The sequence below is a fragment of the Nitrospira sp. Vd2 genome, assembly GCF_979581665.1.
The window spans coordinates 90061-117018 of sequence record NZ_CEFZSK010000033.1 but is presented as its reverse complement, the minus strand read 5'-3'; the positions used below and the strand labels follow the sequence as shown (position 1 = coordinate 117018).

Below are 26958 nucleotides of genomic sequence, written 5' to 3'. Positions count from 1 at the left end.
CGCCATGACCCCATGGTAGCTCTGGCGCGTCACAGTCGGTGGTTGGCGATCACGCGGTTCCTGTCGCGCCAAAACTGGGATCCGGCGTCGCACAGCGACCCCGCTTCCGGTGAGCAATCGCAACGGCCCGTTCACTACCTGGCGCGTCACGGTCGCTGGTTGGTGATGAGGTGGTCCCTGTCGCGCCAAAACCATGGCGTGGGGAATCATCATGACGGTGTTCACACTGTTCGGGATGTTGGCATTGGCAATCGGCAGTGTGACGATCGAGAGTGGCCAGCAACAAGGGTCAGTGGCACAGCGGAAGTCGGAAGAAGCGGCGGAATTCAAGCAGGCGGCGTAAGGAGTGCGGCTGCCTGCTCTGGTTCGTCGGGCGCTGAGCGCGAGGACGAGAGGGAGCGTCGCACAGCGACACCGCTTCCGGTGTTCAAGCGCAACGAGAGGTCGGTATTTGGCGCGTCACCGTCGGTGGTTGGTGAGCACGCGGTCCCTGTCGCGCCAAAACTGGGGGCGACCTGTGCGTTAGCTCGCGCCACAGGGGCTTTCATGGCTCCTGAGCCATGGACAAAGAATATTGACTGCTATAGTATGACAGCACGATGCAGAGTGCGAATTCTCAGTGTGTTGCGAGCCATTGTAGAATCCGTCGCGATGAAAACCTACATTTACCCGATTGAGGTTGAGCAGGAAGAGGACGGTCGATGGAGCGCTGTGGTTCCGTCCTTGCCTGGATGCGCTGTCTGGGGCCGGAGTCAGCAGGAAGCGGTCAAGGCGCTCCAAGAAGCCATCGATGCCTACATTGCAACCCTCCGTGAGACAGGGCGTCCGATTCCATATCCTCCGCCTAATGGAGAAGTGATCGAAGCGCCTGCGCTTGCCGTCGTTGTATGAACGAGACGGGCAGTCTCGTTCACCTGCTGAGAAATCTTCCAGTGAGCCAACTCATTCGTGCTCTTGAGCGCGATGGATTCTCCCTTCGCCGCTCCACCCACACTGGTGCAAGGATCTACGCACATCCAGATGGCCGCTTGACGGTGATCCATTACCACCATGGCAATGACACTCTTCCCCCGGAAAACGCTGAAAAGTGTGTTGCAGGCTGTCGGGTGGGATCAGACAGACGCAAAACGTCTTGGGTTGATTCCCTGATCCGTTGGGACGAGAATCCGTAGGCTCTGCCTGGCGTTCCAAAGGCTCCCATTGAACCCGTTAGTTCCGGGGGCCGAGTTGACGTTACGAAAGGGCGAGGGGAGCAGGGATCCCACCGCTCACGCAAACAAGGTCGGGCGGCGGTAGATCGAGACGATCTCAATCGCGCCGCGTCTCACGCGATGCAGGATGCAGTAGCCGCCGGTTTCATAGGACCGAAGACCGCGCGGGCCGATATGCACGTCCTTGGCCAAGGATGGGGCGGAGGCGAGATGGCGAATGGCTTCCTTCAAATGCGCGCGGGTTCGGCCGTCGGCGCCATGCAACGATCGGACCGCGTGCCGAGACAGCCTAACGGTCTTGACCGCGGCCATGCAACGGTTCTCCGAAGACGCCCTCGAATGATTCCGTCCGACCCTCGTGAAGATCCGCCAGTCCTTCCTTGATCGCGGTCAACGCGTCCCTGTTCCTCAACAATTCCACCGTCTGCACCAAACTCTCGTACTCCTCGACACCAATGAGGACGGCTGCGGGCTTGCCATTCCGTGTGATGATGACGCGTGCCATGACCTTGCTCACATCGGTCACGAGCAGAGGCAGCGTCTGTCGGGCTTCTGAGACGGGAATCGTTCTGGTCATGGTTTTGTACAGAGTGACGTACGATTTCACAATTGGAAGGCAAAACATGTACCGGTACAAAAGCTTGTACAACGATCTCGTCATGACCTTCAGTGATGGTGAGTTGAACCGCCGGCCGACTCGTGAACGCCAAGAAACTGGGAAGCGATGGTATCGAAGAGGATACGGCCTGTATCAAATTGTGCCGCGGAATGGATACAGAGTTTCCAACCGGCCTGTCTAAAGAGACTCTCCGGATCCGTGCACAGAAGCTACGGATGAAGACTAGGTGCATTTGCATCTACCTAAGGGGCGTTCCCCTGACCGATTGGAAAAGAACGGCAATCTCCGTGAGCACGTCGCCAGAGTAAGCAACAGTAAACATTCTAAGGCGAGCGCAGCCGTACAATTAATCGTACAAGGCGACGCTCCTCTCTCTAAATCATCTTCTATGGTACGCGCTTTGCTGCACTGAAAGAACGCCATAGAGATGAACCAAGAGTCGTTCGCACGATAGATGCGAGCACGATCCGACAAGCGTTTGCGGCTATTAAGAGCCTATGAGCGAAGATCGCGTCACGTTGCACTTGTGCTGGTCGCGTGTCTAGCTTTTTGCAGAGTCGCCGCAGCTCAGCCTGGAGCAAGTACTGAAGTGGTGCCAGAACTCCAAATCCTGCAAGAAGAAACCGAGAGCATCTCAAGAGGCCTCGGTGAAGAACGGCCCATCTCCGAAGCGCCGTCTAATGTCTATGAATCACCGACGAAGACATTCGCCATTCAGGCGCGACGGATATCCCGACGATCCTCCGGCGTATCCCGGGAATGGAAATCATGCAAATGACGGCTGCTGACTTCAATGTCAGCGTGCGAGGAGACATTCAAACAGCGGCCAACCACCTATTGGTACTAGTGGACGGGCGGCCTATCTACGAGTACGCATTTGGCAGTGTGTTTTGGTTACTGCTGCCCGTGACTCTACCGGAAATAAAGAAAATAGAGGTGTGGAAAGGCCCCGCAGCGGCAATATTTGGATTCAACGCATTTGACGGAGTAGTCAACATCGTAACGAAATCGCCACAGGAGATGAAAGGGAACACGAACGGGACATTTGTGCAATTTGGAGGGGGAGAATATGGCACCATACCATCAGAGCTGCGGCGATTCAGGCGGGAACATACAAGAACCTGGGATACAGGTTGTCCTACGGCCATGACCAAAATCAGCAATGGAGCAATCGAGACGCATTAGCGTTGCGAGCGAATAAGTTTAATGTCCAAACCGAATATGCCCTCCCAGGGAATTCCAAGTTCGTGCTCTCTGGGGGGCTGGTAGATTCGAATCGATTCGATGGCTTCGTCTTTGACGTGTCGCGCAATGCCACGACCCTATCCAACGGTTATGTTTACGCAGCATATGAACGGCCGAATCTGTTCATTAGAACAAGTTGGACACGGTGGGACAAAACCAGTTTAGCGCTGCTGACACCGAATATATTAAACGATTTTACAAGCATTACAGATAGGAATGGTAGTACAACGCAGAATATTCGAAACGACGTGTACACGACGTGGGCGCAACACTCCTTCGAGATAACAAAATCGCTTAGGCTTACATACGGCCTCAACTATTTTCACAATGCCGTTTCACACGTCAACATATTTGACAATGCTGCAACAGAGGACCGATTGGGCCTGTATGTTCAAGATGAATGGCGACTGACGAGGACACTCACGGCGGTAGCAGGGATTCGATACGATCTCCATACCGAATTAAACCCGACTTACAGTCCGAGGCTGTCGCTCATTTACAAACCACACGAGAATCATACGTTTCGCATCTCGGGGTCTGTCGCCTACCGCCCGCCTAGCATTCTTGAAACAAGAGCAGACGTCCGTAACCCCATCCCTGTGTTTATGGTAAATCCGAGCGTCGTGGGGTCCAGAAATCTTCAACCAGAAAAAATCGTATCCTATGAGTTGGGATATCAGGGATGGTATTTCAAGCACCGTGTGCGGGCGAGGGCCGATGCGTTCTTCAATCACATTTCGAATTTCATTTCGGGGGCCGCCACCTCAGACCCTAACGTCTTCACGTTCGGTAATATCGGACAGGCTGACCTTTATGGAGCTGAGGTCGGAGCTGAATTTCTAGCTACATCCTGGCTCACGGGATTCATTAACTATGCTACCGTTCAAATCCACCAAACGTCAGATCTAGTGGCGGCGCAGTCATTCAGTGCTACGCGAGGGGCACCTCCGTATAAGATTAACGCCGGGCTACGTGCGGAGTGGGAGAATGGTTGGAATGCCGATGTCGTGGTGTATCATGTTGCCGCGGCGAGCTATCCTGTATCATTCGCATACACATTATTTAGCCAGCCTCCCTTCGGAGGGTTTGTGCCGCCGTCGAACAGCGTTGGAGCGTATACACTTTTGAACGGCCGAGTGGCGTATCGGTTTTGGAGGGAGAAGGCGGAGGTAGCGGTCGCAGTATTCAATGCGCTCAATGACCGTCACAAGGAGAATCCCATCGGCGAAGAGATTGGAAGCCGGGTCATGGGATGGCTGACGCTTAGATACTGACGCGCAGAATTAGCAGTGGGAGGCAATATGCCGCTCATCCAGATTGTTGCGATCTTAGTAGCAACGGTCATTCCAAGTGCTATGTTGGCTGCGACTGACAACCGTGGACGCATAGTAAACGGAGGCGGAGTTATGGGGGGGGAAGAGAAGACCTAACAATCTTCAGCTTGTTACCGCCGAGTTGGAGAGCGCCACTGGATAAGCCACGACTCAGAGATGTGACGGTTGGAGACTTCTATGTTGTCGGGAAGCAGCTTGAAAAATTTAAGGACAAAGACCCGGGTGCATTCGAGAACAAGACGAGAATGAAATTTGTGGCGATTGCTCCAGCGCATGCCGGATGGTACCGTGTGAGCTTGAGTGACGCAGAGAAAGTTGGGACGATTACAAGCCTTTTGCCACCGGAGTTAAAAGAGCCTCTCCAGAAACCTCTGCTTAAAGAGCTTACGCTTTACGACTATCTGGTCTTGTATTCGCAAGTGCAGAAATATGAAAAGAGCCACGCCAAATTCAGCCAAATAGTCGAGCTCCCCACATTTGGCGGTTTCTCTGGCGTTGTGCCAAATCCAGTAGGGTTGGTAATAGATCCTTGAAGGTGAATCCCTGACGGTGGAGAACAGCAAGATCGATGGCATTAAAATCTTGAGGGGGATGCAATTTCAAGCTTTCAGCGCAAGCGGGGTAGGCCTGGCGCCCGCTAATGTCAACAAACAACAATTCCAACAGGGGAGGGATTATGCCAAACAGGAAGAAGGCCGCACCAAAGGGGAAAATCATCGATGCCTTGCCGAAAAATTTGAAGGGCTCTCTGGATAAAGCGCGCATAAAAGATATCACGTTTGCCGACTTGCGGACCATAACCAAAGTGCTGGACGACTTTCACGACGCCGACCCGGCCGAGTGGATGGCAAGAGCCTGCCAGACGTGCATTAAATATCACTGAGGTGCAGAGAAAGAGAGCTGGCTTGTCGGCCGAGCCCTTATGGTCGGCCGATTAACATGCGGAGCATATATAAACGGGGGTATACCGAGTAAGCGGCCATGGCGCACGCATTTGTGAAAATGGAGCAGGCCAAGCTACGGGCCATGCAAATCCAATTGATCACCATACCGACAGGTGTGCTTGTTAAGCGGGGTTGCGCGGAAGTGATGATAACGGGAGCAAACGCGGCTGAAGCTGTGAAAAAGGTGTTTGCTGTAACGGGAGGAAAGGGCGCATCACTTCGCGACATCCGTCGATGCCTCCATCCCGCGAGCCGTTCTGAGGTAGACACTGTGGTGAGAAAGCTGCTGGAGCGGCGTCTGCTTGTGTGGGCTGAGGACAAGGAAAGACAGGACTGCCCACGCGAGACCCCCTTCGATGTATTTGCCTGGACCTGCGGTGACGAATCTGAAGTCGTCCTTCAACGCTTGAACAGGATCCGAATCGTTATCTTGGGCATCAATGCCATTTCGGTGAGGTTGGCAGCTGCACTCGTCGCCTGTGGTTACGAAAAATTGAGGGTCATAAATCATCAGTTTCTCCCCAACGGGACCTTCATCGAGTCCAAGAGGAGTGTGAACCGAAACGAGTGGCCAGCCTCATTGCCGCAGCCGGAAAGTTGGGACGAGCACTCTCTCAATCTCGAAGCTGACTGTCTCGTCGCGACGTCGGATTGTGGGGGACAGCGAGCGTTCTGCCAATGGAACAAGCTATGTCTAGATCGGCAAATTCACTTCATGCCGGTAATGCTTAAAAACCTCATTGGGTATGTGGGGCCAGTCGTCGTTCCAGGAGAAACGGCTTGTTATGAATGCGTGGTGTCTCGACAAAGAGCACATATGGCCAATCCGGATGTTGAGCAGATAAGTGACGATCTCGCCTTTGAGGGCCGAGAGGTGTCGGCGTTTCATCCTTCAATGGTTACCATTCTGGGTGATATCGCTGCATTCGAGCTTACGAAATTGTATGGCCTTAGCCTGCAACCTAGCGCTGTGAGTCGCTTTCTCGAGGTAAACCTCCTTCGCGGAACCATGACGGGGCGAGCAGTAGTCAAGATGCCTCGCTGCCCGGCGTGCAGTCACCTTCACAAGGCAGGATTACCGGACTTGGGGCGGGCCCTTTTCGGCGCCGAGCACGACGTTCGCTAAAATTGCGATCATATGCCGCAGAGTTCCGACATATTGGAAACACTGGTCGACGAACAGGTGGGTATTATTGATGAGGTTCGAGAGCGACGGAAGATGCCAGGTACCGCTGATTTTGTTTATATGTCGGCCAGAACCTGTAATTTAGATCGTGTGAAGGTAATGAAGGATCGTGAAAGGGTATTTATCGGAAGCGGAGTCTCGACGGATCGTTACACTGCAACACTGAAGGCAGTGGGTGAAGCGATTGAGCGATACTGCGCGGCCCACTATGCAGTCGACGATCTACCATTCGTCAGCTTCGATGCCGCAACGTTCCCATGTGTTGAGCCTGAATCGTTTGCACTTTTCAGCGAGAAGCAGTATGCAGCTAAGAGGTTTCCATACAAGCCTTTTAATCGCAGGGTTCCGATCCGTTGGGTGCCCGCTCTCGATCTCGCGAGCAGAAAGAAACAGTATGTGCCGGCCGCTATGGTTTTTTTGCCATATGACCAGATAAGAATGGGTGAAGTTCCGATTACCCAACAGATCTCTACCGGTCTCGCGTGCCATTCCAATCCGTTCCTCGCCACATTGACCGCAGTGTGCGAGGTAATTGAGCGGGACGCCATCGCCGTCACGTGGCAAGCAAAGCTGACACGGCAATTAATACGCCTTACGAGTGTATCCGACGAAAGTCGCGATCTCCTTGCACGGTTAAGCCGCCCCGAAGCGACGATCAGACTGTTGTACCTACGCATGGATCACGGCGTCCCTGTGATCTTTGCTGTAATGACGAACACGGTGATAGAGGCGCCGGCCTTAGTGGCCGCTGCGGCGGCTCATCCTGATCCAGAACGCGCCGTCCGGAAAAGTTTAGAAGAATTGGCTCAGATTGCCACCCTCTCGCAATGGATGAAATCACAGCGGGCGAAGTTCAACCCAGGAAAGCACTGGGAGAACGTTGTGGACCCAGATTCTCACGCCGCAACATACTTCCAGCATGAAAATACTCACTTAGCCGAGTTCCTTTGGAGCTCAGGCAACGAGATAGCGTTCAGCGAAATTGAAAACATAGCGACGGGGGAGCCAGAGGCGGACCTACGCTGCGTCATCGATAGGATAGAGGCAGTTCAGCATCAGGTCTTGGCAGCTGATGTGACGACTGATGATGTCCGGGCTCTTGGCTTTTGGGTTATTCGAGCAATCATACCGGGCTTCCATCCATTGTTTATGGGATATAAGGTACGGGCTTTAGGGGGAACGAGATTGCGGACAGTGCCAGAAAAACTGGGATATCGAACGGTTGGCGATAAGCGCCAGGATAACGACGCACCACATCCATTCGCCTAAAGGAGCATCGGGCAGATGAGCGATTCTATCCCCGTACGCCGTCTCCTTGGGTGCGACACTGAATCTCCCTTATGGGAAGTCTTTCATGAACAGTCAAAGATTGGTCGATTCGCGTTGTTGCCGTCACGGGCCGAAATACGACAGCACATGCTTACATCGCAAGAGTCGATGGTCTTTCATGGCTTCCCTACAGTGCGGTTACCAAAGCGAATGCCAGCCTTAAATATGGAAATAGGGAAAGCCATTCGTTCGCGGGTATCGACCCGCGAAATGAGGCCGCATAGGATACGATTAGGGCAACTCGCCGCACTATTGCATTTCAGCTATGGAGTTACACGACCAAAGGTCAATTCCGGGTTGTTACGGTCGCTCCGCGTAGTTCCATCTGCCGGTGCATTGTATCCGCTCGAGCTCTTCATAAACGTGTCCAGCGTGACGAGTCTAAATCAAGGACTCTATCATTATGACGCGCTGGCACACCGACTACAGAAAGTCCGCGATCGCGACCAGGCGCAGTACATTTCACATTGCTTCATTTCGAATACCCTACCGGAGCATGCTTGCGTGCTGGTATTCATAACCGGGCTATTCGAACGGTCGACAATTAAATACGGTGATCGTGGGTATCGCTTTACCTTGTTGGAGGCCGGACATGTCGCACAGAATCTAAGCCTGGTGTCCTGTGCTTTCAATCTTGCGACATTGAACATTGGCGGGTTCTTTGACAGGGAGCTGGACAAGGCGTTGCAGCTAGATGGTACGGCCCATTCCGTACTGTATGTGATCGCGATTGGAATGAAGCAACACAATGGCATAAGGAACAACACCTCTTAGAATGAGGCATAACGATGCGGTCTATAACACTAAACTTCCAGGAGCTGAATAGTCGTCTATTAGACACAGTGAATTTGTTTGAGCCTGGACCGGTTAAGAGTACTCCGTTTAGCACCGCGTCGCAGTTCATTCGGAAACTTCAAGAGAACATCGAACGCGCGGCAGGCCATTTCAACCGAGAATACCAAAAGGGGTACATCACTCCATTGCTGAGTAACCTGGAGCCGATCATCGCGAGGTTACTGCGAGCAGATCAACAGACGGGAGGAGAGGACGCACAGTCGTATGCGATTCTCACTATTCTTATCAATGCCGTGCTCCAGCCAGCTCAAAGAGGTATGGCTCAATATATTCGCGCCTCTCAAAGAGTCGTGAACCAACTGTACAACGCGTTTTTGGAAAAACGGGCAGTGGTGAGAAACGATATTGTGCAAAAGGTCCCACCGCTGGTCGGTTTCGTTGGCCCCCTTCCTACGATTAGCGGTATCCAGATCTCAGATCGCGTTCCTATGCCATGTATGCTGGAGGTTGAGCAACTCCAAGATCGTGAAGTATTGGGGAGTTTGGCGAGGGATTTCACGGTCGGAGTGGTTGGTCTCCCTGCGGGGTACAGAAACGATCCCCTGCTCTGGGGAGTATTAGGGCATGAAGTAGGAGGGCATTATGTGCTGACTGCCGATCAGCGCGACAGGATATTGCATGAGCTGCAAAATAAACTGTACGAGGAACTGTGCCAAATGTATAAGCGGGGTCCGTTGAGTAAAGTTCCGGCGCTCTGGCACTTTTGGACCGAAGAGACGGCGGCTGAAGTATGTGGGGTTCTGAATCTGGGCCCATCCTATGGGATAGGAGCCATAGCATTTTATACTGCCCTTCTCTATAAAGGAAACTGGGGGAAAAAGAATGTCTTGAGTGGGGCTTTTGAGAACGGAAATCGTCATCCTTGCCCGGCGTTGATTCCATATGTCATCTATGGAGCGGTTGAGGCGTTAAAGGAGTTGTCACCGTCACGACGCGGTCGATATATGGAACAGCTCGATGAAATTTCACGGTGTTATACAGGCCAGGCCCGTGCCATCACAATCAAGGCCGGAGCGCTTGTGCCAGATCCAGATAAAAAGGGAAAAGCGATAGCCTTACCACGAGCATTGCCATTAAAGGCGATGCAAGAAAGTGCGAGACACGTCGGCCATTATATGGCCACCGTGGCTCTCAAAGCACTTAAGGGTACTAACCTGCAGTCCTTGGCGACCTGGCGGGATGAGGATGAGAATGCCGCCATCGCTGTGGCGGCTGCCCTTGCCAGTCGACCGGGAACAAGTCTCGTACAAATGAACGGGAAAAAGGGGAAGGACGTGCAGTTGCTTACAGGGGGTATACTGTCAGCGATTAGAAGCCCTGCGCGATACGAAGACATTAATATGGCACTCCAACAGACCCTGTGCCGGACGTGAGCAACCGTATAACACGCGTGCCAGATTGATGACCGTGTATCCTGCGTCCGGCGCGATGTGATGGTGCGGATGGATCGGCGTATAGTGGCTATCGGCGTGATTCATCGTCACACGGACGAGTAGCGCAAGGGAACGTGCAATGACAGGGGTATCAAGGGCCTTACAAAGTAAGGTTGCTAAAACGTACCTCGATGGCACCCACCGAATTCTCCATCCCGTAAATACTGTCGATCGGCTTTTGCCAATGACAAGTACATTCGGAATCACTCGGGTTGCAAACGTGACCGGCCTTGACTGGCTCGGCATTCCGGTCGTCACCGTGTGTCGTCCTAACTCACGTTCGTTGTCCGTGTCGCAGGGGAAAGGGCTGACTCTTGATGCTGCAAAGGCATCGGGTCTTATGGAAGCGATAGAGCTCTATTTTGCGGAGCGGATCACACTACCGCTGATAGCAGGGTCAGTGTCGGACTTGAAGGGGACCCATAATCTTGTGGATGTTAACAAGTTATCACTCGTCAATCGTTATTATTGGCATCAATACAAGCAGTTGCTGTGGCTAGAGGGGTACGACTTGCTTCAAGGAAGCCGAGTCTGGGTTCCTTACGACTATGTGAGTGTCAATGCAACGAGAAGCAATTTAAGCGGGGATGCTTGTTTTTTTCCGACATCAAATGGCTTGGCGTCCGGCAATCATCTCTTGGAAGCGATTCTGCACGGAATTTGTGAGGTCGTCGAACGCGACGGGACGACGCTTTGGTATAAGAGCGACCGGGCCACGCAGGCAGCAACTCGACTCGCAGTCGATAGCTGCACTGATCCGGACTCTGCGAGACTCATAATACAGATCCATGAAGCCGGATTGGAGCTGTTAATCTGGGAGACAACTACGGACGTCGGTATTCCCGCCTTCCTGTGTTTGCTATATGAAACAGGAGAGAATCCAGAGCGTCTAAAGTATACGTCGGCGGGAATGGGATGTCACTTGTCTAGCGGCATTGCTCTTATTAGGGCGATTATCGAGGCAGCCCAATGCCGGCTGACGCTGATCAGCGGAAGCCGTGATGACGTATTCCGAAATGAATACGAGGCGTCACGATTCCGCAGCGATGATCTCATGCGCTATTGTTCCCTCAGACCAGCCCACGAAGGTTATCGGCAATTCACACGGATACCGTCGTATGATCACACTATGCTTAACGATGACATAGAGTGTGCCTTGCAAAAGCTCCAATCCGCTGGTATTGACCAGGTGATTGCCGTACCGTTAACAGATCCCGATTGCGAGTATCAGATAGTAAAAATGATCATTCCGGGGCTAGAAGGCCCAGATGATCATCCTGGATATTCGCCAGGAGCGAGGGTGCAGCGACTGCGAGCATCGCGCTTATGAAAATCTATATTTTTACTGGCCCCACACTGAACGCAGAAGAGTGCCAAGAGGAGTTAAGTGCGATCTACCTGCCGCCTGTCTCACAGGGGGATGTCTATCGCGTCGCCCAGGAAAGGCCCTTCGCAATCGGCATTATTGATGGTTATTTTGATCGCATACCCGCCGTCTGGCACAAAGAGATTTTGTGGGCAATGTCGCAGGGTATTCATGTCTTTGGAGCCGCCAGCATGGGGGCATTACGGGCGGCTGAACTGTATGAATTCGGCATGGAAGGAGTCGGCTGGGTCTACGAGGCATTTCGCGACGGCATACTGGAGGATGATGACGAAGTGGCCGTCACCCACAACGAGTGCTATGTGCCCCTATCGGAAGCGATGGTCAATATTCGTTGTACGCTTCGGAAGGCAGAAGCGCACGGCATCATAAGTTCCGCCACTCGTACGGCCCTCGAGCGTCTTGCAAAAGCCACCTTCTACCCTGAACGCACCTATCCATATCTCTTGAAGGCCGCAGAAGAGGCAGGCGTAGCGGCTCAAGAGATATCATCTCTGGAGCGATGGCTTCCGACAGGCCGGTGGGACCAGAAGCAAGAAGATGCCCTTGCAATGCTTCGAGCCATTCGCGGGAAAAGCGAAAACAGTCGAGAGAGCAAAACGATAAATTACTGTTTTGAGAGGACGCATGTCTGGCGCCAACTGACGTCTCAGGCAGGGCAGCTGAGTGCCGATGCAGGAGCAGGAACGCCGGTGTTCACTAATGCGGTTATAGAAGAGTTGAAACTAGAAGGGGAGCGTTACACCCAAGCGAGTGAACGATGTCTTGTGCGGCTATTGCTAGCATACAACGGGAACGTGGGAAGTGACGAGGATGAGGACTACCGTGCCGTGCTCAGGACGATCGCGGAGTTCCGCCAAAGGCATAATTTGCTCACCGCAACGGCGTTAAGGGAATGGATTGCGATAAACCAATTAAGTGAAGATCATTTTATGGAGCTCATGTATCTAGAGGGCCGGCTGTACGCCGCGAGAAGGAGATTAGCCGGGAAGGTGGAGGCATTTCTGCCCGGTTACCTTCGCTTGACTGACGAATACCAGGCTCTTGCCGCTCGGGCCAGGAAAAAACGCGAAATCCTGCAGAGCAGGGGACTCGAGAATCCAACCGCCAATGATATCGGAATGGGCGATCGTAGTGTGGTGCGCTGGTATTTCCGAAGAAAACTCAGGCGCGATCCACCGAAGGATCTCTTATCATATGCACGACATGCAGGATTCCGTGATGAAGGAGAATTCTTGAGCGTCATCCGACGAGAGCGGTGCTATGCAATACATACCGGTCGGCAAGCGAAGGCGAAGCGGTCCTGTGCGCCAAATTCATCATAGGGCCCATGTTCACGCCATCTGTCGGTAGGGGAAAGAAAGGGCTCCCAAGGAGACGGCGTTAAGGGCGCTGGTAGGCACCGTATGGGATTCAGCATTGTTCATTCTAAAAAAGAACGCCGTATGAGCCGCCAGGCGGTTTCCGTCGGGCTATGCGTTCCAAAAAGGACCTTATGGCGACAGTCTCAAAAAAGGTTATAGTGATTGGCGCGGGCATGGCTGGGCTTGTGAGCGCTTTCCAACTCGTCAAGACCGGTTATGAAGTGGTCGTGCTAGAAGCGCGTGGCCGCCCGGGAGGGCGGGTGGAAACGCTTCGTAGGGGGTTTTCGCATGGTTTGTTCGCAGAAGCCGGAGCCTCGTACATTGCTGATGCACATAAACAAACGATGGCCTTAATCCAGGAGTTCAATCTTCCATGCGATTCCGTTCTCCCCGAAGATAAGAGCTTCAAGTATTTCTTCGGCGGAGAACTGTTCGATCCATTTACTCGCACCGATCCTTGGCCCGATTTGACTCCTGAAGAGCAGGCGATGGGCTTGGGTGGAATCTTAGCTGCCTATTCCGGCGGAAAAGATATAGGTAATGCAATGGCACCCGCATGGCCACACTCCTCAGTGAAACAATATGACGATATGAGCTTCTCGGAGTTCTTGCATTCACAAGGGGCTTCGGAAGGAGCCATAAAACTAATTCGCCCATGGTTTGCACCATGGTGGGACGATTTGGAAAAAGTCTCGGCACTGTTCCAGCTGCGCGACAGTATATTCGGTCTGTGCTCCGGATTGAACCCCAAGTGGTATACGATAAGGTCCGGAATGGATATGCTTCCCCAAGCTATCGCATCAACACTCAGCCGTAATATTAGGTATAACAGTCCTGTAGTTGAAATCAGGAGAGATGCCAAATCTGTGACGGTGTCGTATGTCGAGTCAGGTGCACGACGGGAGGAAAAGGGGAGCGTTGCGATTTGCACGATTCCCTTTCCAGCGCTGCGAAAGATCAAAGTGACCCCCCGTTTTCGCAACAAAAGCAGAGAGCAATAAAAGAGCTCCCTTACGCGTCAATTAGCCGAGTCTATGTGCAATGCAAGGAACGAGTCTGGGATCCCACTCGTGTGAACAATGGAATGACGTGGACCGACCTGCCTATTATGAATTTAATCGATTCCACCTTTGCACAGCCGGGAACCGGAGGGATTCTTCACTCGTTCATATCCGGTGAGCAAGCGCGGGCTATCATCGCGATCAATCCTAGCAATCGCGTTCCGCATGTAAAAAAGCAAATGGAATTAGTGTATCCCGAGATTGAAAAAAGCTTTGAATGCGGCACTTATAAATGTTGGGACGAAGATGAGTATGCTGGAGGCGCGTATGCATACTTCAAGCCTGGGCAGATGTTCTCACTCATGCCGCATATTGAGCAGACAGATAAAAGAGTATTTTTTGCTGGAGATCATACTTCTGCACGGCCAGGTTGGATAGAAGGCGCCGTAGAGTCAGGTCTTCGCGCGGCAGGCAGGGTCACTGAAGAACTTAGAAGAACTTAAATGAGGAAAGGCGGTATACGAGCTGCCGATTCCGCCGGTGGATGACATATGGACACATGGATGTAGCATATTTGCATACGTCCCTGATATGTAGGGGAAAGGTTATGAAGAGAATCGCCATCTTTGCCGATGAGTCCTTGCTCAACGCGCTGCAAGAGAGCCGCGCGAGGAAGGGGCGACGTTAGCTACCGTTACTCGTCGGGCACTGGAAGAGTTTGTGGGGCGCCGACAGAAGGTCCGTGCGTTGCTGTTATTCGTTGGCGTTGGCCGGAGCGGAAGAAAAGACGTCGCTGAACGAGCAGAAGACTTGCTTTGGGCGGCTTCAGGACGATGTGCCGGAGCCTTGATCAGCACATCACTTAATTGCGGAGTTGCTCTATGACCTCAGGCCGTGTGCCTCTGCACTGCATCCTTCCACCCCACATTCTCCGCCGCATCGCGCAGCATGGAGACGAGGAGCAGCGCGAGCAAGCTTTGCGAACGTTGGCCGTGTCGGAGCGGTTTCGGGGGCAGCGCGATGTGATGGGGAATCTCATGATCGCGGCCTCGCTCTCGACTGGCGAGAAGCGGCGAACGATTTATGATGCACGGCATGCCGAGGAGTTGCCCGGCAAGCTGGTCCGGAGCGAAGGTGGCGCCAAGTCGAAGGATCGGATGGTGAACGAGGCCTACGATGCGGCGGGGGCGACGTACGATTTCTATCAGAAGGTGTATGAGCGAAATTCGGTCGATGACCACGGCATGCGGCTCGATTCGACTGTGCACTATGGTCAAGACTACGATAACGCCTTCTGGGATGGCCGGCAGATGGTCTACGGCGATGGCGATGGCAAGTTATTTAACCGGTTCACGATCGCCCTCGACGTGATCGGCCATGAGCTCACCCACGGCGTGACCCAATACGAAGCGGGGTTGCAGTATTCCGGGCAGTCGGGCGCGCTCAATGAATCGTTCTCCGACGTCTTTGGCTCGCTGGTGAAACAGTACAAGCTCAAACAGAAGGCGGAGAAGGCGGACTGGTTGATCGGGAAGGGCTTATTGGCAAAAGGGGTCAAGGGAGTCGCGTTGCGATCGATGAAAGCCCCGGGTATGGCGTACGATGATCCGGTCCTCGGGAAAGACCCACAGCCTGCTCACATGAAAGACTATCACCAGGTCGCAGAGGACGACGGAGGTGTACACATCAATTCGGGGATTCCCAACCATGCCTTCTATCTCGCGGCCATGGAGATCGGCGGCTATGCGTGGGAAAAAACCGGGCGCATTTGGTATGTGACGCTTCGCGATCGACTCCGCCCCAAAGCCACGTTTCAGCAGGCAGCGGACTTGACGTTCCGTGTGGCGGGCGAGCTGTATGGGAAAGGCGGACTTGAACAAAAGGCCGTGCAGAATGCGTGGCGCCAAGTCGGCATTACGGTGAAGGCGGGCTAGCAAACGGCGTGTCGCCCCGCTGATGCCCGCGTTAGCCTTCGTGCTGTCGATCGCGGTCGTGCTCACGCACGCCGCGCTTATCGCCACCACTGCCCGTCCCGACGAGACGCCAATGCACATCCAATTCGAACGGTCCGGCGGATTTGCCGGCACGCGGTTGAACACGAGCGTTGATATTAACGCAATGCCGGCCGATGAAGCGGCAGAGCTCCGCAAGCTCGTGCAGTCCGCCGCCTTTTTCGACCTTCCGCAAACTCTTCAAAAGCAGTCACCCGGCGCCGATCGCTTTCAATACAAGGTGACGATTGAAACAAGCGATCGCCGACACACGGTCGAGCTTGATGAATCGGCGGCTCCGCCCGCACTCCGTCCTCTCCTCAACTGGCTTACGGAAAAGGCGAAACAGCGGTAATTCTCTGCCTCGCCTGCACCTGCCGTCTTTGAACCCTCCAGACAAAAACTCCACAGCCACGTTCATCCCGGCAGATGCGTTTTGTCTGGTCGTTCTGCTACGCTGCGGCGACAAACGGTGAGGGGCAGGAGATTAAAGGGAGGTCTTCCGATTGTGCGCATGCTGAGCTATTGGATCATTGTGATGACCACTGCCGTTCTCTGTACCAGCTGCGTCTCGAACCGAGGGCTCGAGAGCGTGCGGGCCGATACGCCCGAACTTGCCGTCCGCGGCATGCTGCGCGCCAACGAGCAGCGCGACCTGAAAGCGCTTCAGCAGTTCGTGGCGGACGATATGGTGGGCTATACGATCGGCGGACGCCGGTACGACGGTTGGCAGGATCTCGCCCGGGAGATGGAGTTGGAGTTCGCAGCCGTGACTCGGATCGAGATTCCGATCAAACGTGTTCGCACCTGGCAGTACGGTGATGTGGCGAGGTACACGGTCGAGATCGACTACATCAGGCATGAGGCCAATGGCACAGGAGAGAACGTGACCGTAATCCCGCTCCGGGAATCCGGCGTGTTCGAACGGCGGGACGGCCGCTGGGTCCTGGTGCAATGGCACGAGTCTGCGGATGGCACACCGTACGCATCCACCGCCGGCGGGAATGCTCTAGAGGCCGGAGGCTCGCTGCTATCCGCCTTGCCGCCGGATCTCAGCGGTGAATGGGAAATTCAGGAAGAGGACAAGTCCTACCGCGCCACGCTCGACGGCGCCGGCAACGGTTCCTATACCTGGCAAGAGGGACAGCTCCGGACCACTCGCCTGGCCGACGGCCGATGGGAAGGCACATGGCGACAGAGTGGGAACGACCGGGAAGGCGGCTTTGAAGTCGTCTTCACGGGCGACGGCTCTCGCGCACAGGGCCGGTGGTGGTACACGCGCGTCGGAAGCCGAAGCGTCCCGCCGCGGCAATGGGGCGGTGAGTATCGTTTGCGGCGCCTCACGCAGGGGGCAAGCGAACAGCCGCGCTGACAACGAAAAGACTCCGGGTCGTCGTTCGCGGCTCCCGCAACTGTATCACTCAAGATACCCTTCAGTATTCGATTCGATACGCTTCTCCACGCCTCCCGTTGACCACTTTGAGCGCTGTGCACGAGAGCGCCATTTTCCCTTCAGTATTCAACTCGTTCAACCCATCTTTCTAAAGGGTGATGCTCGGGTCTCCTGCCGGCATCACCCTTGCTGCATCTGCGGGATAGCACGTCCATCAAGGAGGATCGGAGGAGGACTTATGGACTGGGCACTCGTGATATGGGGCCTCTTGATCGGCATGGTGGGCATGGTCTGGATCATGGTGATGGCCGTCGTCCAAGATGCCGCGGAGGCCGGACAGGCTTCCGACACGAATACAGACACCGAGGATGAGCCTACCGAACATGAACAGTGCCGGCGGCAGGCCGCAGCCTGAGCCGACCACAGACAGGAGGGTGGATACCTTGAACACGATCATCCCTCAGGAAATGCCAGCGACAATGAGTAACGGAATGACGACCGACCGCGTGTCCCATCGGGGGCGGGCCAACACGGCTTGGCCGCACACGCATCAACCGACGACTGCGCCGGAAATCGGCCGCGCGACGCCGGCGTCCACGGTGACCCGTAAGCCGGTTGCCCGAAAACGGTTGACCATTTATTTGCCGGTCGATTTGCTCGAGCGCGCACGCAACACCGTCTATTGGACGTCGGGCACGACACTCGCCGGTCTCATCGAGCAGGCGCTGAGTCACACGCTGGACAGCCGCGAGTCGCTCAATGGCGGGCGATTTCCCCCTCGCCTGGCGGAACTCAAGGGCGGCCGACCGCGCGGCAAGCGCCGCATGACCGAGATGGACGGGCGATCGCCAGGGGCGCATTGAAGAGCCGTTGCGTCGAGGTGAACCGAGTCACCGCGGCTTTCTCTGGGGCGAGCTGTTACGGTGGCAACGGTCTGCGGAGGAGCGTTTGCGCCGTCGAGCCGGGTCAACCGGAAGGCGGCTTTTGTGACGTCAGGAGCGCCCGGCCGTCACGGCAACGCGATGAGCCTAGAGAGGTGCGATCATCACCGGGATCCGTACAAGGGGCGATCGAAGAGACTCCCTCGGAGGACGAGCGGGTGGAGTGGCACGCGACTGCTCTACCCGCTCATCCTCGCTTCTTCATCTATTCTTCCACGAGGTTAAAAGTCCTCTAGGCGATTGCGTCGTAAGGCGCGGGACACTCACTTCTCCCTTTTCTCCGGCCTCTCGTTTCCAAGCCATTGATTCAGCCATCAGCGTCGTCGTGCCACCGCGCGCGGCAACGGCTGCGCGTGTGCGGCCCGGGAAAGGATCGAGAGAGACCGATGGGATGAGCGCCTATACCCGATGAAGCGTGGCAGGTGACCGATACGGCGACTTAACGCGTGAGAGCGGCGGCATGCAGGTGGAGACGGCCGGTACGAACAACGACGTCCTCGTCGTCGATGACGATCCTGATATCTCGGAAGCACTCACTGATTTCTTGGAGCATGAGGGCTATCGAGTTCAGATCGCCAGCACCGGAGCCGAGGCGGTGGCACGATCCGCCCGGCATCAGTATGGCGCCGTGATTCTCGACTTGGGGCTTCCGGACCTGGATGGGCTGGAAGTGCTCACTCGACTGCAGGAGCAGGACTCCAAGCTGCCCGTCATCATCTTGACGGCGTACACGGCGTCTGAGAAGACCGCCGCAGCGCTCAACCACGGCGCCTTCGCGTTACTGACCAAGCCCTACAACCGCGAACAATTGAAAGGCACCTTGCGCCGGGCGATCGGCGTCAAGGTGCTTGCGGCGCGGGTCGAGACCGCGGAATCGGCTCTGGTCGCCAGCGAGGATCGATTCCGCTCGGTGGTGCAATCAGCCAGCGATGCGATCGTGCTGGCCGACCGCCGCGGCCACATCCTGTTCTGCAATCGCGCCGCCCAACGGTTGTTTCTCTACCGAGAGGACGAAATGCTGGGGCGCCCGCTCACCATGCTGATGCCCGAACGGTACCGCGAGGCTCATCAACGCGGCCTTGACCGCCTGGCGGCAGGCGGGGAAGCGCGTCTCTTCGGCCGAACGCTCGAACTGCACGGCTTGAAAAAGGATGGCACCGAAGTACCGATCGAATTGTCGCTCGGCACCTGGCAAGCGGGCGAGGGAACGTGCTATTGCGGTATCCTCCGGGACATTACCGAGCGCAAACACGCGGAGGAGGCGCAGGCCGAGCGTCTGCGGCTGGCGACGTTTCTGGCCGACATCGGCACGGCGTTGACGAAGAGCCGAACGGTCGACGAGATGTTGACGGCGAGCGCGGATGCGATGGTCCGTCATCTCGAGGCGGCTTTTGCGCGGATCTGGCTGCTCAGCGCCGACCGGACGGTGCTCGAGCTTCGCGCGAGTGTGGGCCTCTATACGAACCTCGATGGCCGCCACAGCCGTATTCGGGTGGGAGAACTGATGATCGGCCGAATCGCCGCCATGCAACGGCCTCATCTGACGAACGACGTCGTGCATGATCCGCATGCCAGTGATCCGGCGTGGGCGATGCGGGAAGGGATGGTCGCGTTTGGAGGGTATCCGCTGGTGGTCGAAGACCGTGTCATCGGTGTGGTAGGCGTGTTTGCGCGCCATCCCTTGACCGAGTTTGCGATGAAGGCCTTGGCGGCCGCCGTCGACGGTCTCGCCCTGGGAGTGGAGCGAAAGCAGACGCAAGAACGTCTGGAACGACTGAGCCGCTACAACGCCTTGATCCTCGACTCCGCCGGCGAAGGAATCTACGGCTTGGATCACCACGGTCGCACGACCTTCGTCAATCAAGCCGCGGCGCAGCTTCTGCAATGGTCGCCCGAGGAGCTGTTGGGCCGGCCGATGCATCGCCTCGTCCATCATTCGTACGCCGACGGGTCGCCGTATCCCGCGGAGGTGTGCCCGATCTACGCCGCCTTCAAGGACGGCGGTGTGCATGCGGTGGAGAATGAAGTGTTTTGGCGGAAGGACGGCACCTGTTTTCCCGTTGAATACGTCAGCACGCCCATCCGTGAAGGCGACCGCTTCGTCGGGGCCGTGGTCGTCTTCAAGGACATTACGGAGCGGAAACGGGTGGAGCAGGCATTGCGCGACAGTGAGGAGCGTTTCCGCCAAGTCGCCGAAAATATCAACGAGGTCTTCTGGATGACCAACTCCGACAAGACAGAGATGCTGTACATCAGTCCCGGGTATGAAGCGATCTGGGGGCGAACCTGCGCCAGCCTCTACGCCGCTCCGGAGTCCTGGCTCGATGCGATCCACCCCGACGATCGAGGACGAGTCCGGCAAGCGGCGATCGTGCAGACGCAGGGCACCTACGCCGAGGAGTACCGCGTCGTGCGGCCGGACGGGTCGATCCGTTGGGTCCGCGACCGGGCATTTCCGATCCGCGACGCATCGGGACAGGTGTACCGCATCGCCGGCATCGCCTCCGACATTACGACGTTCAAAAGCCGGCCGGACGATGAACACAGGGACACGGCCGCGACGTTGACCAGCGAGTGAGGCCGGATTGGTCCCGGATGTCGTGAAGTGCCTGGCGGGCCTCGCCCACCGACGTGCATTTCTCGTTTGCCAGGCCGTTCTCCTCGTCTGTCTCCTCGCCTCATTTTCTCCTGCCGCCGCTGCCGATATCGCCATCCTCAAATCCTCCGACATCGCCGCGTACGAGCAAGCCGTCCTGGGGCTCAAGGCCGAGCTCGCGGAGATCGGCACGCTCACCGAATACGACCTCCAAGGCGATCTCGCGAAAGGGCGAAAGCTCGCCAGGAAGATCCGCGCCTCGGATGCGAGCGTCGTCGTCGCGATCGGCCTCAAGGCCGCGCTCGCGGCGAAATTGGAGATCGTCGACGTCCCCGTCATCTACTGCATGGTGCTCGATCCGGAGAAGTACGATCTGCGGGCACCGAACTTGGCCGGCATCAGTCTCCGCGTGCCGGTGGAACGACAGTTGGCGACGATCCGATCGCTCCTGCCCAAAGCCAAACAGATCGGCGTTCTCTACGATCCTGACAAGACGGCCGGCCTGATCGAAGAAGCCAGACGCGCCGCAGCACGCGCGGGCGTTGAATTGGTCGAGCGCCACGTCCGATCGGAAAAGGAACTGCCGGCCACGCTCCGGGCCCTGCTGCCCAAGGTCGACGGGCTCTGGCTGGTGCCCGACAGCACGGTCCTGACCGAAGACTCCCTGCGATTCATCCTGAACACCACGCTGGACCACAACGTGCCCGTCGTCGGGTTCTCGTCGGAGTTCGTGCGTAACGGCGCGTTGGCGTCCCTGTCGATCAATCCCGAGGATATCGGTCACCAGGCGGGCGTGATGGCGCGGCGGCTGCTTGCCGCGGGCCACGTGTCCGGCCTGCAGCCGACGGTGTTGCCGGACCGCGTCCGCCTCGCCGTGAACCTGAAAACTGCACGGTATCTGGGCTTGATGATCCCGCAAGAGATCGTCGCCCGAGCAGACGAGTTGTTCTAATGGGCCCAGCACACACACCGACATCTACTGGGTCACGAGGGGTCATCATGAGATTGAGCCCGTTCGTGAGTCTCCGGACGAAACTCGTCCTGTTCATCAGCCTCATCATCATTTCCGTGTGTAGCGGCTTGAGCTGGTACTTCATCAAGCAGCAGGCGGACACGATGACCCGGGCGCTGGTCGAAACAGGGACGATTCTCGTCAAGAACTTGGCGCACAACAGCCGCTACGCGGTCATCACCGAAGACCGACAGGATCTTCAGCAGTACATCGACGGCGTGATGGAGGACGACGAGGTGGTGTACGCCGTCGTCACCCGGCATGACGGGAAGGTCCTCGTGGCCGGCACCAAAGGCGCGTTGAAGGAGCCCAAAGGCCTGCAACGGAGCCCGGAAACCGCACTCTATCCGGACCCCGGCGTGGCGACCCGGTTGTTCGACGTGACGGCGAAGGAGCCGGCCCTCACCGTCTATACGGCGGGCGGCGGCGGTCAGCCGGAGACGATGTACGATTTCGCGGTGCCCGTTCTTCGACGGACCCCACCCTCGTCCGCGATGCTGCCCTTCCCCTTGGAGATGGAGCGGAGCCCGGAACGCAGAGTCGACAAGCCGCCGCAGATCTTGAGCGTCGTGCAAATCGGGCTCACCGGGATGAAGATGCAGCAGGCGCTCAATGTCGTGATCAGAAACGTGATCCTGATCACGAGCTTGATCATCCTGATCGGTATCGCCGCGACGGTCGTGTTGGCGGATCGCATCATTATGCCGCTGAAGCGCTTGGCCGCGGTGGCGAAACGGGTGGCGGAAGGCGATCTCACCGCGACCGCGCAGCCGCGGACGCGAGATGAAGTGGGCGAGCTGACCGGGCTGTTCAACCGGATGACGCAATCGTTGAAGGAGCGTGATGCCGCGATCACCTCGCAGCTCCTGCAGCTACAGACGCTCAATCGGGCGGGCGCCGCCATTATCTCGACCTTGAACACCGATAAGCTGGTCTCCGCCGTCCTCCGGTTGCTGATTGAAAACCTCGGCTACCGGCGGATGCTGTTGATGTTGTACGACCCGCACCGGCAAGTGGCGTACCGCGCGAGGGTCGAAGGGGTGTCGGCCGTCGCCCAAGAGGCGTTGACCGGTGTCGAAATCCCCGTGGCCGACAATGACACTCTGCAGGCGGATCTGCTGCTGCGCGGGCAGCCGGTGTACGTTGATGACATCGACACGGTCGCGCACCGAATCGACCCCAGGATCCTGGCGCTCGCGCGTGAAGAAGGCGTCCGCTGTTTCGTGGCGGCGCCGCTCAAGAGCAGCCAGCGGATCATGGGCTTTCTTGCGGCGGATCGCGGGACTGCCCCGTGCCACGAACAGGACTTGGACCTGCTGGTGACGATCGCCAGCCAAATCGCCGTGGCGATCGACAACGCGCAAGCGTATCAGGACCTCGAAGAGCTCACGGAAACGCTGGAGCAGCGCGTGCAGGAGCGGACGCGGGAGTTGCAAACGGCGAACGAAAAGCTGCAGGAGCTGGATCGCCTGAAATCGGCGTTCGTCTCGATCGTGTCGCACGAGCTGCGGACGCCCATGACGTCGATCAAGGGCTATGTGGAAAATATGCTCGACGGCCTGACCGGAGCGCTGACCGAGCGCCAAAGCTACTACCTCAGCCGTGTGAAATATAACGTCGAACGGCTCACGCGGATGATCAACGACCTCCTCGACCTCTCCCGCATCGAGGCGGGCCGCGTTGAGTTGTCGTTGACGCCCGTACCGGTGACAGAGCTGGTGAACGAGATCAACGAGGCGTTGCAGCCTCTGGCTCAAAGCAAATCGATCGCGCTGCGAACGGCCGATCTCGGAGGGGCGATGAGCATTCTCGCGGATCGCGACAAGCTCCATCAGATTCTCACCAACCTGATTCAGAACGCGGTCAAGTTTACCCCGCACGGCGGCAAGATCACCGTCGAGGCCCGGCGGCGAGATGATCAGTTCGCCGAGTTCTGCGTCGCCGACACCGGCTCCGGTATTCCGCCGGGCGAGCAGTCGAAGATTTTTGAACGCTTTTACCGAGGCGAGAGCGTGCAGGTCGAGCAGCGCGGGGCCGGGTTGGGCCTTGCCATCACGAAGAGCTTGGTCGAGCTGCACGGGGGAAAGATTTGGGTCGAAAGCACGCCGGGCCGCGGCAGCCGGTTCTATTTCACGATCCCGCTCGCTCGTTCCATTTGACTACGAGAGATGAAGGGGCGTATCCAGGGGGATAATGGGCGTATGCAATCCGATACGGGGTCCGCGATCGAGTCGGATGGTCTTAGGGTGGAATATCACGAATCGCGCTCCCACCGTGTGCAATTGAAAGCGCCCGGCGGCTAGACTGGGATGGCACTGACCTTGCTGTTCCATAAACGAAGGGGCGTCCGAGCCCCCGAGAGGGGACCATGAATACACAGACAGCGAGCGGGGGCGCGGCCTCGGTCCTCGTCGTGGACGACGACGTCGATATTCGTGAAGCCATCAAGGACATGCTCGAGCATGAAGGCTACGTCGTCGATACGGTGAGCACCGGCAACGAGGGCATCAACTGCGTGCGGCGTCGGCGGTACAGCGCCGTCCTCCTCGATATCGGGTTGCCCGATCGTGACGGCCACTCCGTCCTCAACGAGGTGCACGAGGTCGATCCTCAACTGCCGGTCATCATCCTGACCGGTCACATGAGTGAACGGCACACGGTGGCCCCGCTGACGAAGGGCGCCTTTGCGTCCATTGTGAAGCCGTACAACGCCACCGGGCTGAAGGCGATGGTGCGACGGGCGTGCGACGTCCGAGCGCTGTCGGTCATGGCCGATACGGCGGTGTCGGCGCTCAGCGAGAGCGAGGAGCGATTCCGGTCGGTGGTGCAGTCGACATCGGACGCGATCATCGTGGCCGGAGACGATGGGCGCATCGTGTTCTGGAACGCGAGCGCCACCCGGATGTTTCTTTACACGGCGCAGGAGGTCGTCGGGCAGCCGCTCACCTGTATCATGCCGCCCCGTTTTCGCGAGGCGCATGAGCGCGGGATCGCGCGGGTCAAGGCGAACGGGCAATCGGCCCTCGTCGGCAAGACGCTCGAGCTTTTCGGCTTGAGAAAGGACGGCACCGAGTTTCCGCTGGAGCTGTCGCTCGCGATCTGGAAGACCGGCGACAACAAGATGAGTTTCGGCGGCATTATTCGGGATATCACCGAACGGAAGCGCGCCGAGGCGGCCCTACGCGGGAGCGAAGAGCGTTTTCGCCAGTTGGCGGAAAATATCGAAGAGGTGTTTTGGCTGACCAATGCGGATCAAGGCGAGCTGCTCTACGTGAGCCCGGCCTATGAAAAACTGTGGGGACAGTCGCGCGCGGCTCTCTATGCGAACGCGTCCGCCTGGTTGGATGCCATCCATCCCGATGATCGCAACCGGGTGATCGCCGCCCTGTCCAAACAAGCCAGCGGCGCATTTCACGAGGAGTATCGGATCGTCCAGCCAAATGGCACGATTCGATGGATCCGCGATCGCGCCTTTCCCATTCGAGACGAGCAGGGGCGAGTGACGCGCATCGCCGGCATCGCCGAATGTATCACGCATCACAAGATCATCGAGCAGCGGCAGGCGGCGCAATACGCGGTGACGCGGCTCCTCGCCGAAGCCATGGACTTGCCGGAAGCCGCGCCGAAAATCGTCAAGGCGATCTGCGAGGGGCTGAGCTGGGATGTCGGCGTCCTGTGGATCGCCGACGAAGCCGAACAACAGATCCACTGCGAGGAGCTTTGGCACAGTCCGGGTCTCGACGTCGGTCCCTTTATCGACGCGACCCAAGGCCGGCGTTTTGAGAAGGGGGAGGGGTTACCGGGGCGAGTGTGGGCGAGCGGTCAGCCGGTGTGGATCGAGGATGTCACCACGGACTCGAATTTTCCTCGAGCGGCAATGGCGGCACGGGCCGGACTGAAGGCGGGTCTGGCCTTTCCGATCATGCTGCACGGTCATGCGCTGGGCGCGCTGGAATTCTTCAGTCGCGACGCGCGCGAGATGGACGAGACGTTGCTCGAGATTCTCGCCTCGCTCGGGAGCCAAATCGGTCAATTCTGTGAACGACGGCATGCGCAGAAGGCGCTCAGGCACGCCTACGACAAGCTTGACGCGATCATGGTGTCGCTGCCGTGTCTGATTTTGATCGTCGATGCCGAGCAGCGCATCGTCTATGCCAATCCCTTGGCGGTCCAATCGTTTCAATCCGAGCACGGCACGCTCGTCGGCAGCCGGTTGTCCGAAGTCCTGCCCCTCACCTCCGAGCAGTGGGAGCGGCTGGTCGCCAATCTTCGAACTCAGGATCATCACGCGACGCGGGTGACCGAGCGCGAGGTGAAAGTCGGGAAGCGTATCTTTCGCTATCGGCTCTTTCCCGTCACCCTCACTCAGGATGATCGACAGCAGGTCGGCGTCGTGCTGTGGGACGTGACCGAGCAGAGCCAACTGCAGGATCAATTGATCCAGGCCGAGAAACTCGCGAGCCTGGGGACCCTTGTCTCCGGGGTGGCGCACGAGATCAACAACCCCGTGCAGGGGATCCTCGGCATGGCCGAAATCATTCTCTGCGAGGACGATCCCGAGAAGGTGAAGGAGTATGCACGCGACATCGTTCGCTACTCCGAACACGTCGGCATGGTGGTGAAGAATTTTGCGTGCTACGCGCGACCGGCGTCACGGGACAGCGAGATGGACGTGGACGTGCGGGAGCGGCTGTTGGAGGCCGTGAAGCTCGTGCAGCGGTGCCCGCAATTCGGAAAGGTGGAGGTGGTGACGGATTTTCAACCGACGCCGAAGTTCCGCGCGCGGCGGACCGAGATCGACCAGGTGTTCGTGAACGTCATCAGCAACGCCGTCGAGGCGATGGATGGGCAAGGGCGCTTGACCTTGTGCACCGCGCCTGAAGACGGAGGCGTCTGCGTGTCCATCGCAGATACCGGATGCGGCATCCCGAAGCCGTTGCTCAGCAAAATTTTCGATCCCTTCGTCACGACGAAGGACCCGGGCAAAGGGACCGGCCTGGGGTTGAGCATTGTCTACAAAATTGTCGCGAAATATGGTGGGCGAATCACCGTCGACAGCGAAGAAGGCAAAGGGACGTGCTTCACCATGCATTTTCGCTCTGGGACGGAGTAAAGGAGGG

At 57.1% G+C, this 26958-nt stretch carries 24 protein-coding genes and 1 pseudogene; 23 read left to right on the top strand and 2 right to left on the bottom strand.

The window, feature by feature from the left end; translation table 11 throughout:
* The first annotated feature begins 211 nt into the window (after positions 1-211).
* The 3 genes from AC1U7K_RS12775 (at position 212) to AC1U7K_RS12765 (ending at position 1172) form a co-directional block, all read left to right on the top strand.
* A complete protein-coding gene (locus tag AC1U7K_RS12775; protein WP_480251771.1) occupies positions 212-343 on the top strand; it encodes a hypothetical protein in 132 nt (43 codons plus the stop codon).
* Between the two features lie 263 nt (positions 344-606).
* A complete protein-coding gene (locus tag AC1U7K_RS12770; RefSeq protein ID WP_480251770.1) occupies positions 607-891 on the top strand; it encodes a type II toxin-antitoxin system HicB family antitoxin in 285 nt (94 codons plus the stop codon).
* Positions 888-1172: a type II toxin-antitoxin system HicA family toxin gene (locus tag AC1U7K_RS12765; RefSeq protein ID WP_480251768.1), complete on the top strand. Its 285-nt coding sequence runs from the start codon at positions 888-890 to the stop codon at positions 1170-1172. Before AC1U7K_RS12770 ends, AC1U7K_RS12765 begins: the two co-directional genes overlap by 4 nt.
* Positions 1173-1268: 96 nt before the next feature.
* Here AC1U7K_RS12765 and AC1U7K_RS12760 read toward each other — a convergent pair whose 3' ends face one another.
* Together AC1U7K_RS12760 and AC1U7K_RS12755 are read right to left on the bottom strand one after the other, a co-directional pair.
* On the bottom strand, positions 1269-1523 hold the full coding sequence (locus AC1U7K_RS12760) for a hypothetical protein (RefSeq protein WP_480251766.1): 255 nt from the start codon (positions 1521-1523) through the stop codon (positions 1269-1271).
* A complete protein-coding gene (locus AC1U7K_RS12755; RefSeq protein ID WP_480251765.1) occupies positions 1501-1788 on the bottom strand; it encodes a type II toxin-antitoxin system Phd/YefM family antitoxin in 288 nt (95 codons plus the stop codon). The genes AC1U7K_RS12760 and AC1U7K_RS12755 overlap by 23 nt, the downstream gene beginning before the upstream one ends.
* Before the next feature lie 732 nt (positions 1789-2520).
* Here AC1U7K_RS12755 and AC1U7K_RS12750 point away from each other — a divergent pair.
* From AC1U7K_RS12750 to AC1U7K_RS12655, 20 genes and pseudogenes are all read left to right on the top strand, one after another.
* A complete protein-coding gene (locus tag AC1U7K_RS12750) occupies positions 2521-3015 on the top strand; it encodes a TonB-dependent receptor (RefSeq protein ID WP_480251887.1) in 495 nt (164 codons plus the stop codon).
* 308 nt (positions 3016-3323) lie between these two features.
* On the top strand, positions 3324-4349 hold the full coding sequence (locus AC1U7K_RS12745) for a TonB-dependent receptor plug domain-containing protein (protein WP_480251764.1): 1026 nt from the start codon (positions 3324-3326) through the stop codon (positions 4347-4349).
* A gap of 218 nt (positions 4350-4567) precedes the next feature.
* Positions 4568-4942, top strand: coding sequence for a hypothetical protein (locus tag AC1U7K_RS12740; RefSeq protein WP_480251763.1), 375 nt, complete (start codon positions 4568-4570; stop codon positions 4940-4942).
* Between the two features lie 143 nt (positions 4943-5085).
* Entirely contained in the window at positions 5086-5292 is a 207-nt protein-coding gene (locus AC1U7K_RS12735; protein WP_480251762.1) for a hypothetical protein, read from the top strand.
* A gap of 98 nt (positions 5293-5390) precedes the next feature.
* Positions 5391-6479, top strand: a complete 1089-nt coding sequence (locus AC1U7K_RS12730; protein WP_480251761.1) for a TOMM precursor leader peptide-binding protein — start codon at positions 5391-5393, stop codon at positions 6477-6479.
* 12 nt (positions 6480-6491) lie between these two features.
* Positions 6492-7808 carry a YcaO-like family protein gene (locus AC1U7K_RS12725; RefSeq protein ID WP_480251760.1) on the top strand — a complete coding sequence of 439 codons (1317 nt, stop codon included), beginning with the start codon at positions 6492-6494 and terminating at the stop codon, positions 7806-7808.
* A gap of 15 nt (positions 7809-7823) precedes the next feature.
* A complete protein-coding gene (locus AC1U7K_RS12720) occupies positions 7824-8642 on the top strand; it encodes a SagB/ThcOx family dehydrogenase (protein ID WP_480251759.1) in 819 nt (272 codons plus the stop codon).
* Positions 8643-8656: 14 nt separating this feature from the next.
* Positions 8657-10096: a hypothetical protein gene (locus AC1U7K_RS12715; RefSeq protein WP_480251758.1), complete on the top strand. Its 1440-nt coding sequence runs from the start codon at positions 8657-8659 to the stop codon at positions 10094-10096.
* A 139-nt stretch (positions 10097-10235) separates the two neighbouring features.
* Positions 10236-11486, top strand: a complete 1251-nt coding sequence (locus AC1U7K_RS12710) for a YcaO-like family protein (RefSeq protein WP_480251756.1) — start codon at positions 10236-10238, stop codon at positions 11484-11486.
* Positions 11483-12865, top strand: coding sequence for a TfuA-like protein (locus AC1U7K_RS12705; protein WP_480251755.1), 1383 nt, complete (start codon positions 11483-11485; stop codon positions 12863-12865). Before AC1U7K_RS12710 ends, AC1U7K_RS12705 begins: the two co-directional genes overlap by 4 nt.
* 149 nt (positions 12866-13014) lie before the next feature.
* Positions 13015-14408 (top strand): annotated as a pseudogene (locus AC1U7K_RS12700) (flavin monoamine oxidase family protein).
* 378 nt (positions 14409-14786) lie between these two features.
* Complete coding sequence (locus tag AC1U7K_RS12695; protein ID WP_480251754.1) at positions 14787-15839, top strand: M4 family metallopeptidase; 1053 nt, start codon at positions 14787-14789, stop codon at positions 15837-15839.
* 22 nt (positions 15840-15861) lie between these two features.
* Positions 15862-16251: a protealysin inhibitor emfourin gene (locus AC1U7K_RS12690; RefSeq protein ID WP_480251753.1), complete on the top strand. Its 390-nt coding sequence runs from the start codon at positions 15862-15864 to the stop codon at positions 16249-16251.
* Positions 16252-16434: 183 nt separating this feature from the next.
* Positions 16435-17268, top strand: a complete 834-nt coding sequence (locus AC1U7K_RS12685) for a nuclear transport factor 2 family protein (protein WP_480251752.1) — start codon at positions 16435-16437, stop codon at positions 17266-17268.
* Between the two features lie 259 nt (positions 17269-17527).
* Positions 17528-17704, top strand: a complete 177-nt coding sequence (locus tag AC1U7K_RS12680) for a hypothetical protein (protein ID WP_480251751.1) — start codon at positions 17528-17530, stop codon at positions 17702-17704.
* 76 nt (positions 17705-17780) lie between these two features.
* Positions 17781-18152 carry a hypothetical protein gene (locus tag AC1U7K_RS12675; RefSeq protein ID WP_480251750.1) on the top strand — a complete coding sequence of 124 codons (372 nt, stop codon included), beginning with the start codon at positions 17781-17783 and terminating at the stop codon, positions 18150-18152.
* 493 nt (positions 18153-18645) lie between these two features.
* Positions 18646-20808 (top strand): PAS domain S-box protein, encoded by a 2163-nt coding sequence (locus AC1U7K_RS12670; protein WP_480251748.1) that lies wholly within the window; start codon positions 18646-18648, stop codon positions 20806-20808.
* Positions 20809-20830: 22 nt separating this feature from the next.
* The gene (locus AC1U7K_RS12665) at positions 20831-21778 is read left to right on the top strand and encodes an ABC transporter substrate-binding protein (protein ID WP_480251746.1); all 948 of its coding nucleotides are present in this window, start codon (positions 20831-20833) and stop codon (positions 21776-21778) included.
* A 47-nt stretch (positions 21779-21825) separates the two neighbouring features.
* Positions 21826-23997: a sensor histidine kinase gene (locus AC1U7K_RS12660; protein ID WP_480251745.1), complete on the top strand. Its 2172-nt coding sequence runs from the start codon at positions 21826-21828 to the stop codon at positions 23995-23997.
* Between the two features lie 209 nt (positions 23998-24206).
* Positions 24207-26951, top strand: a complete 2745-nt coding sequence (locus tag AC1U7K_RS12655) for a PAS domain S-box protein (RefSeq protein ID WP_480251743.1) — start codon at positions 24207-24209, stop codon at positions 26949-26951.
* Positions 26952-26958 lie beyond the last annotated feature (7 nt).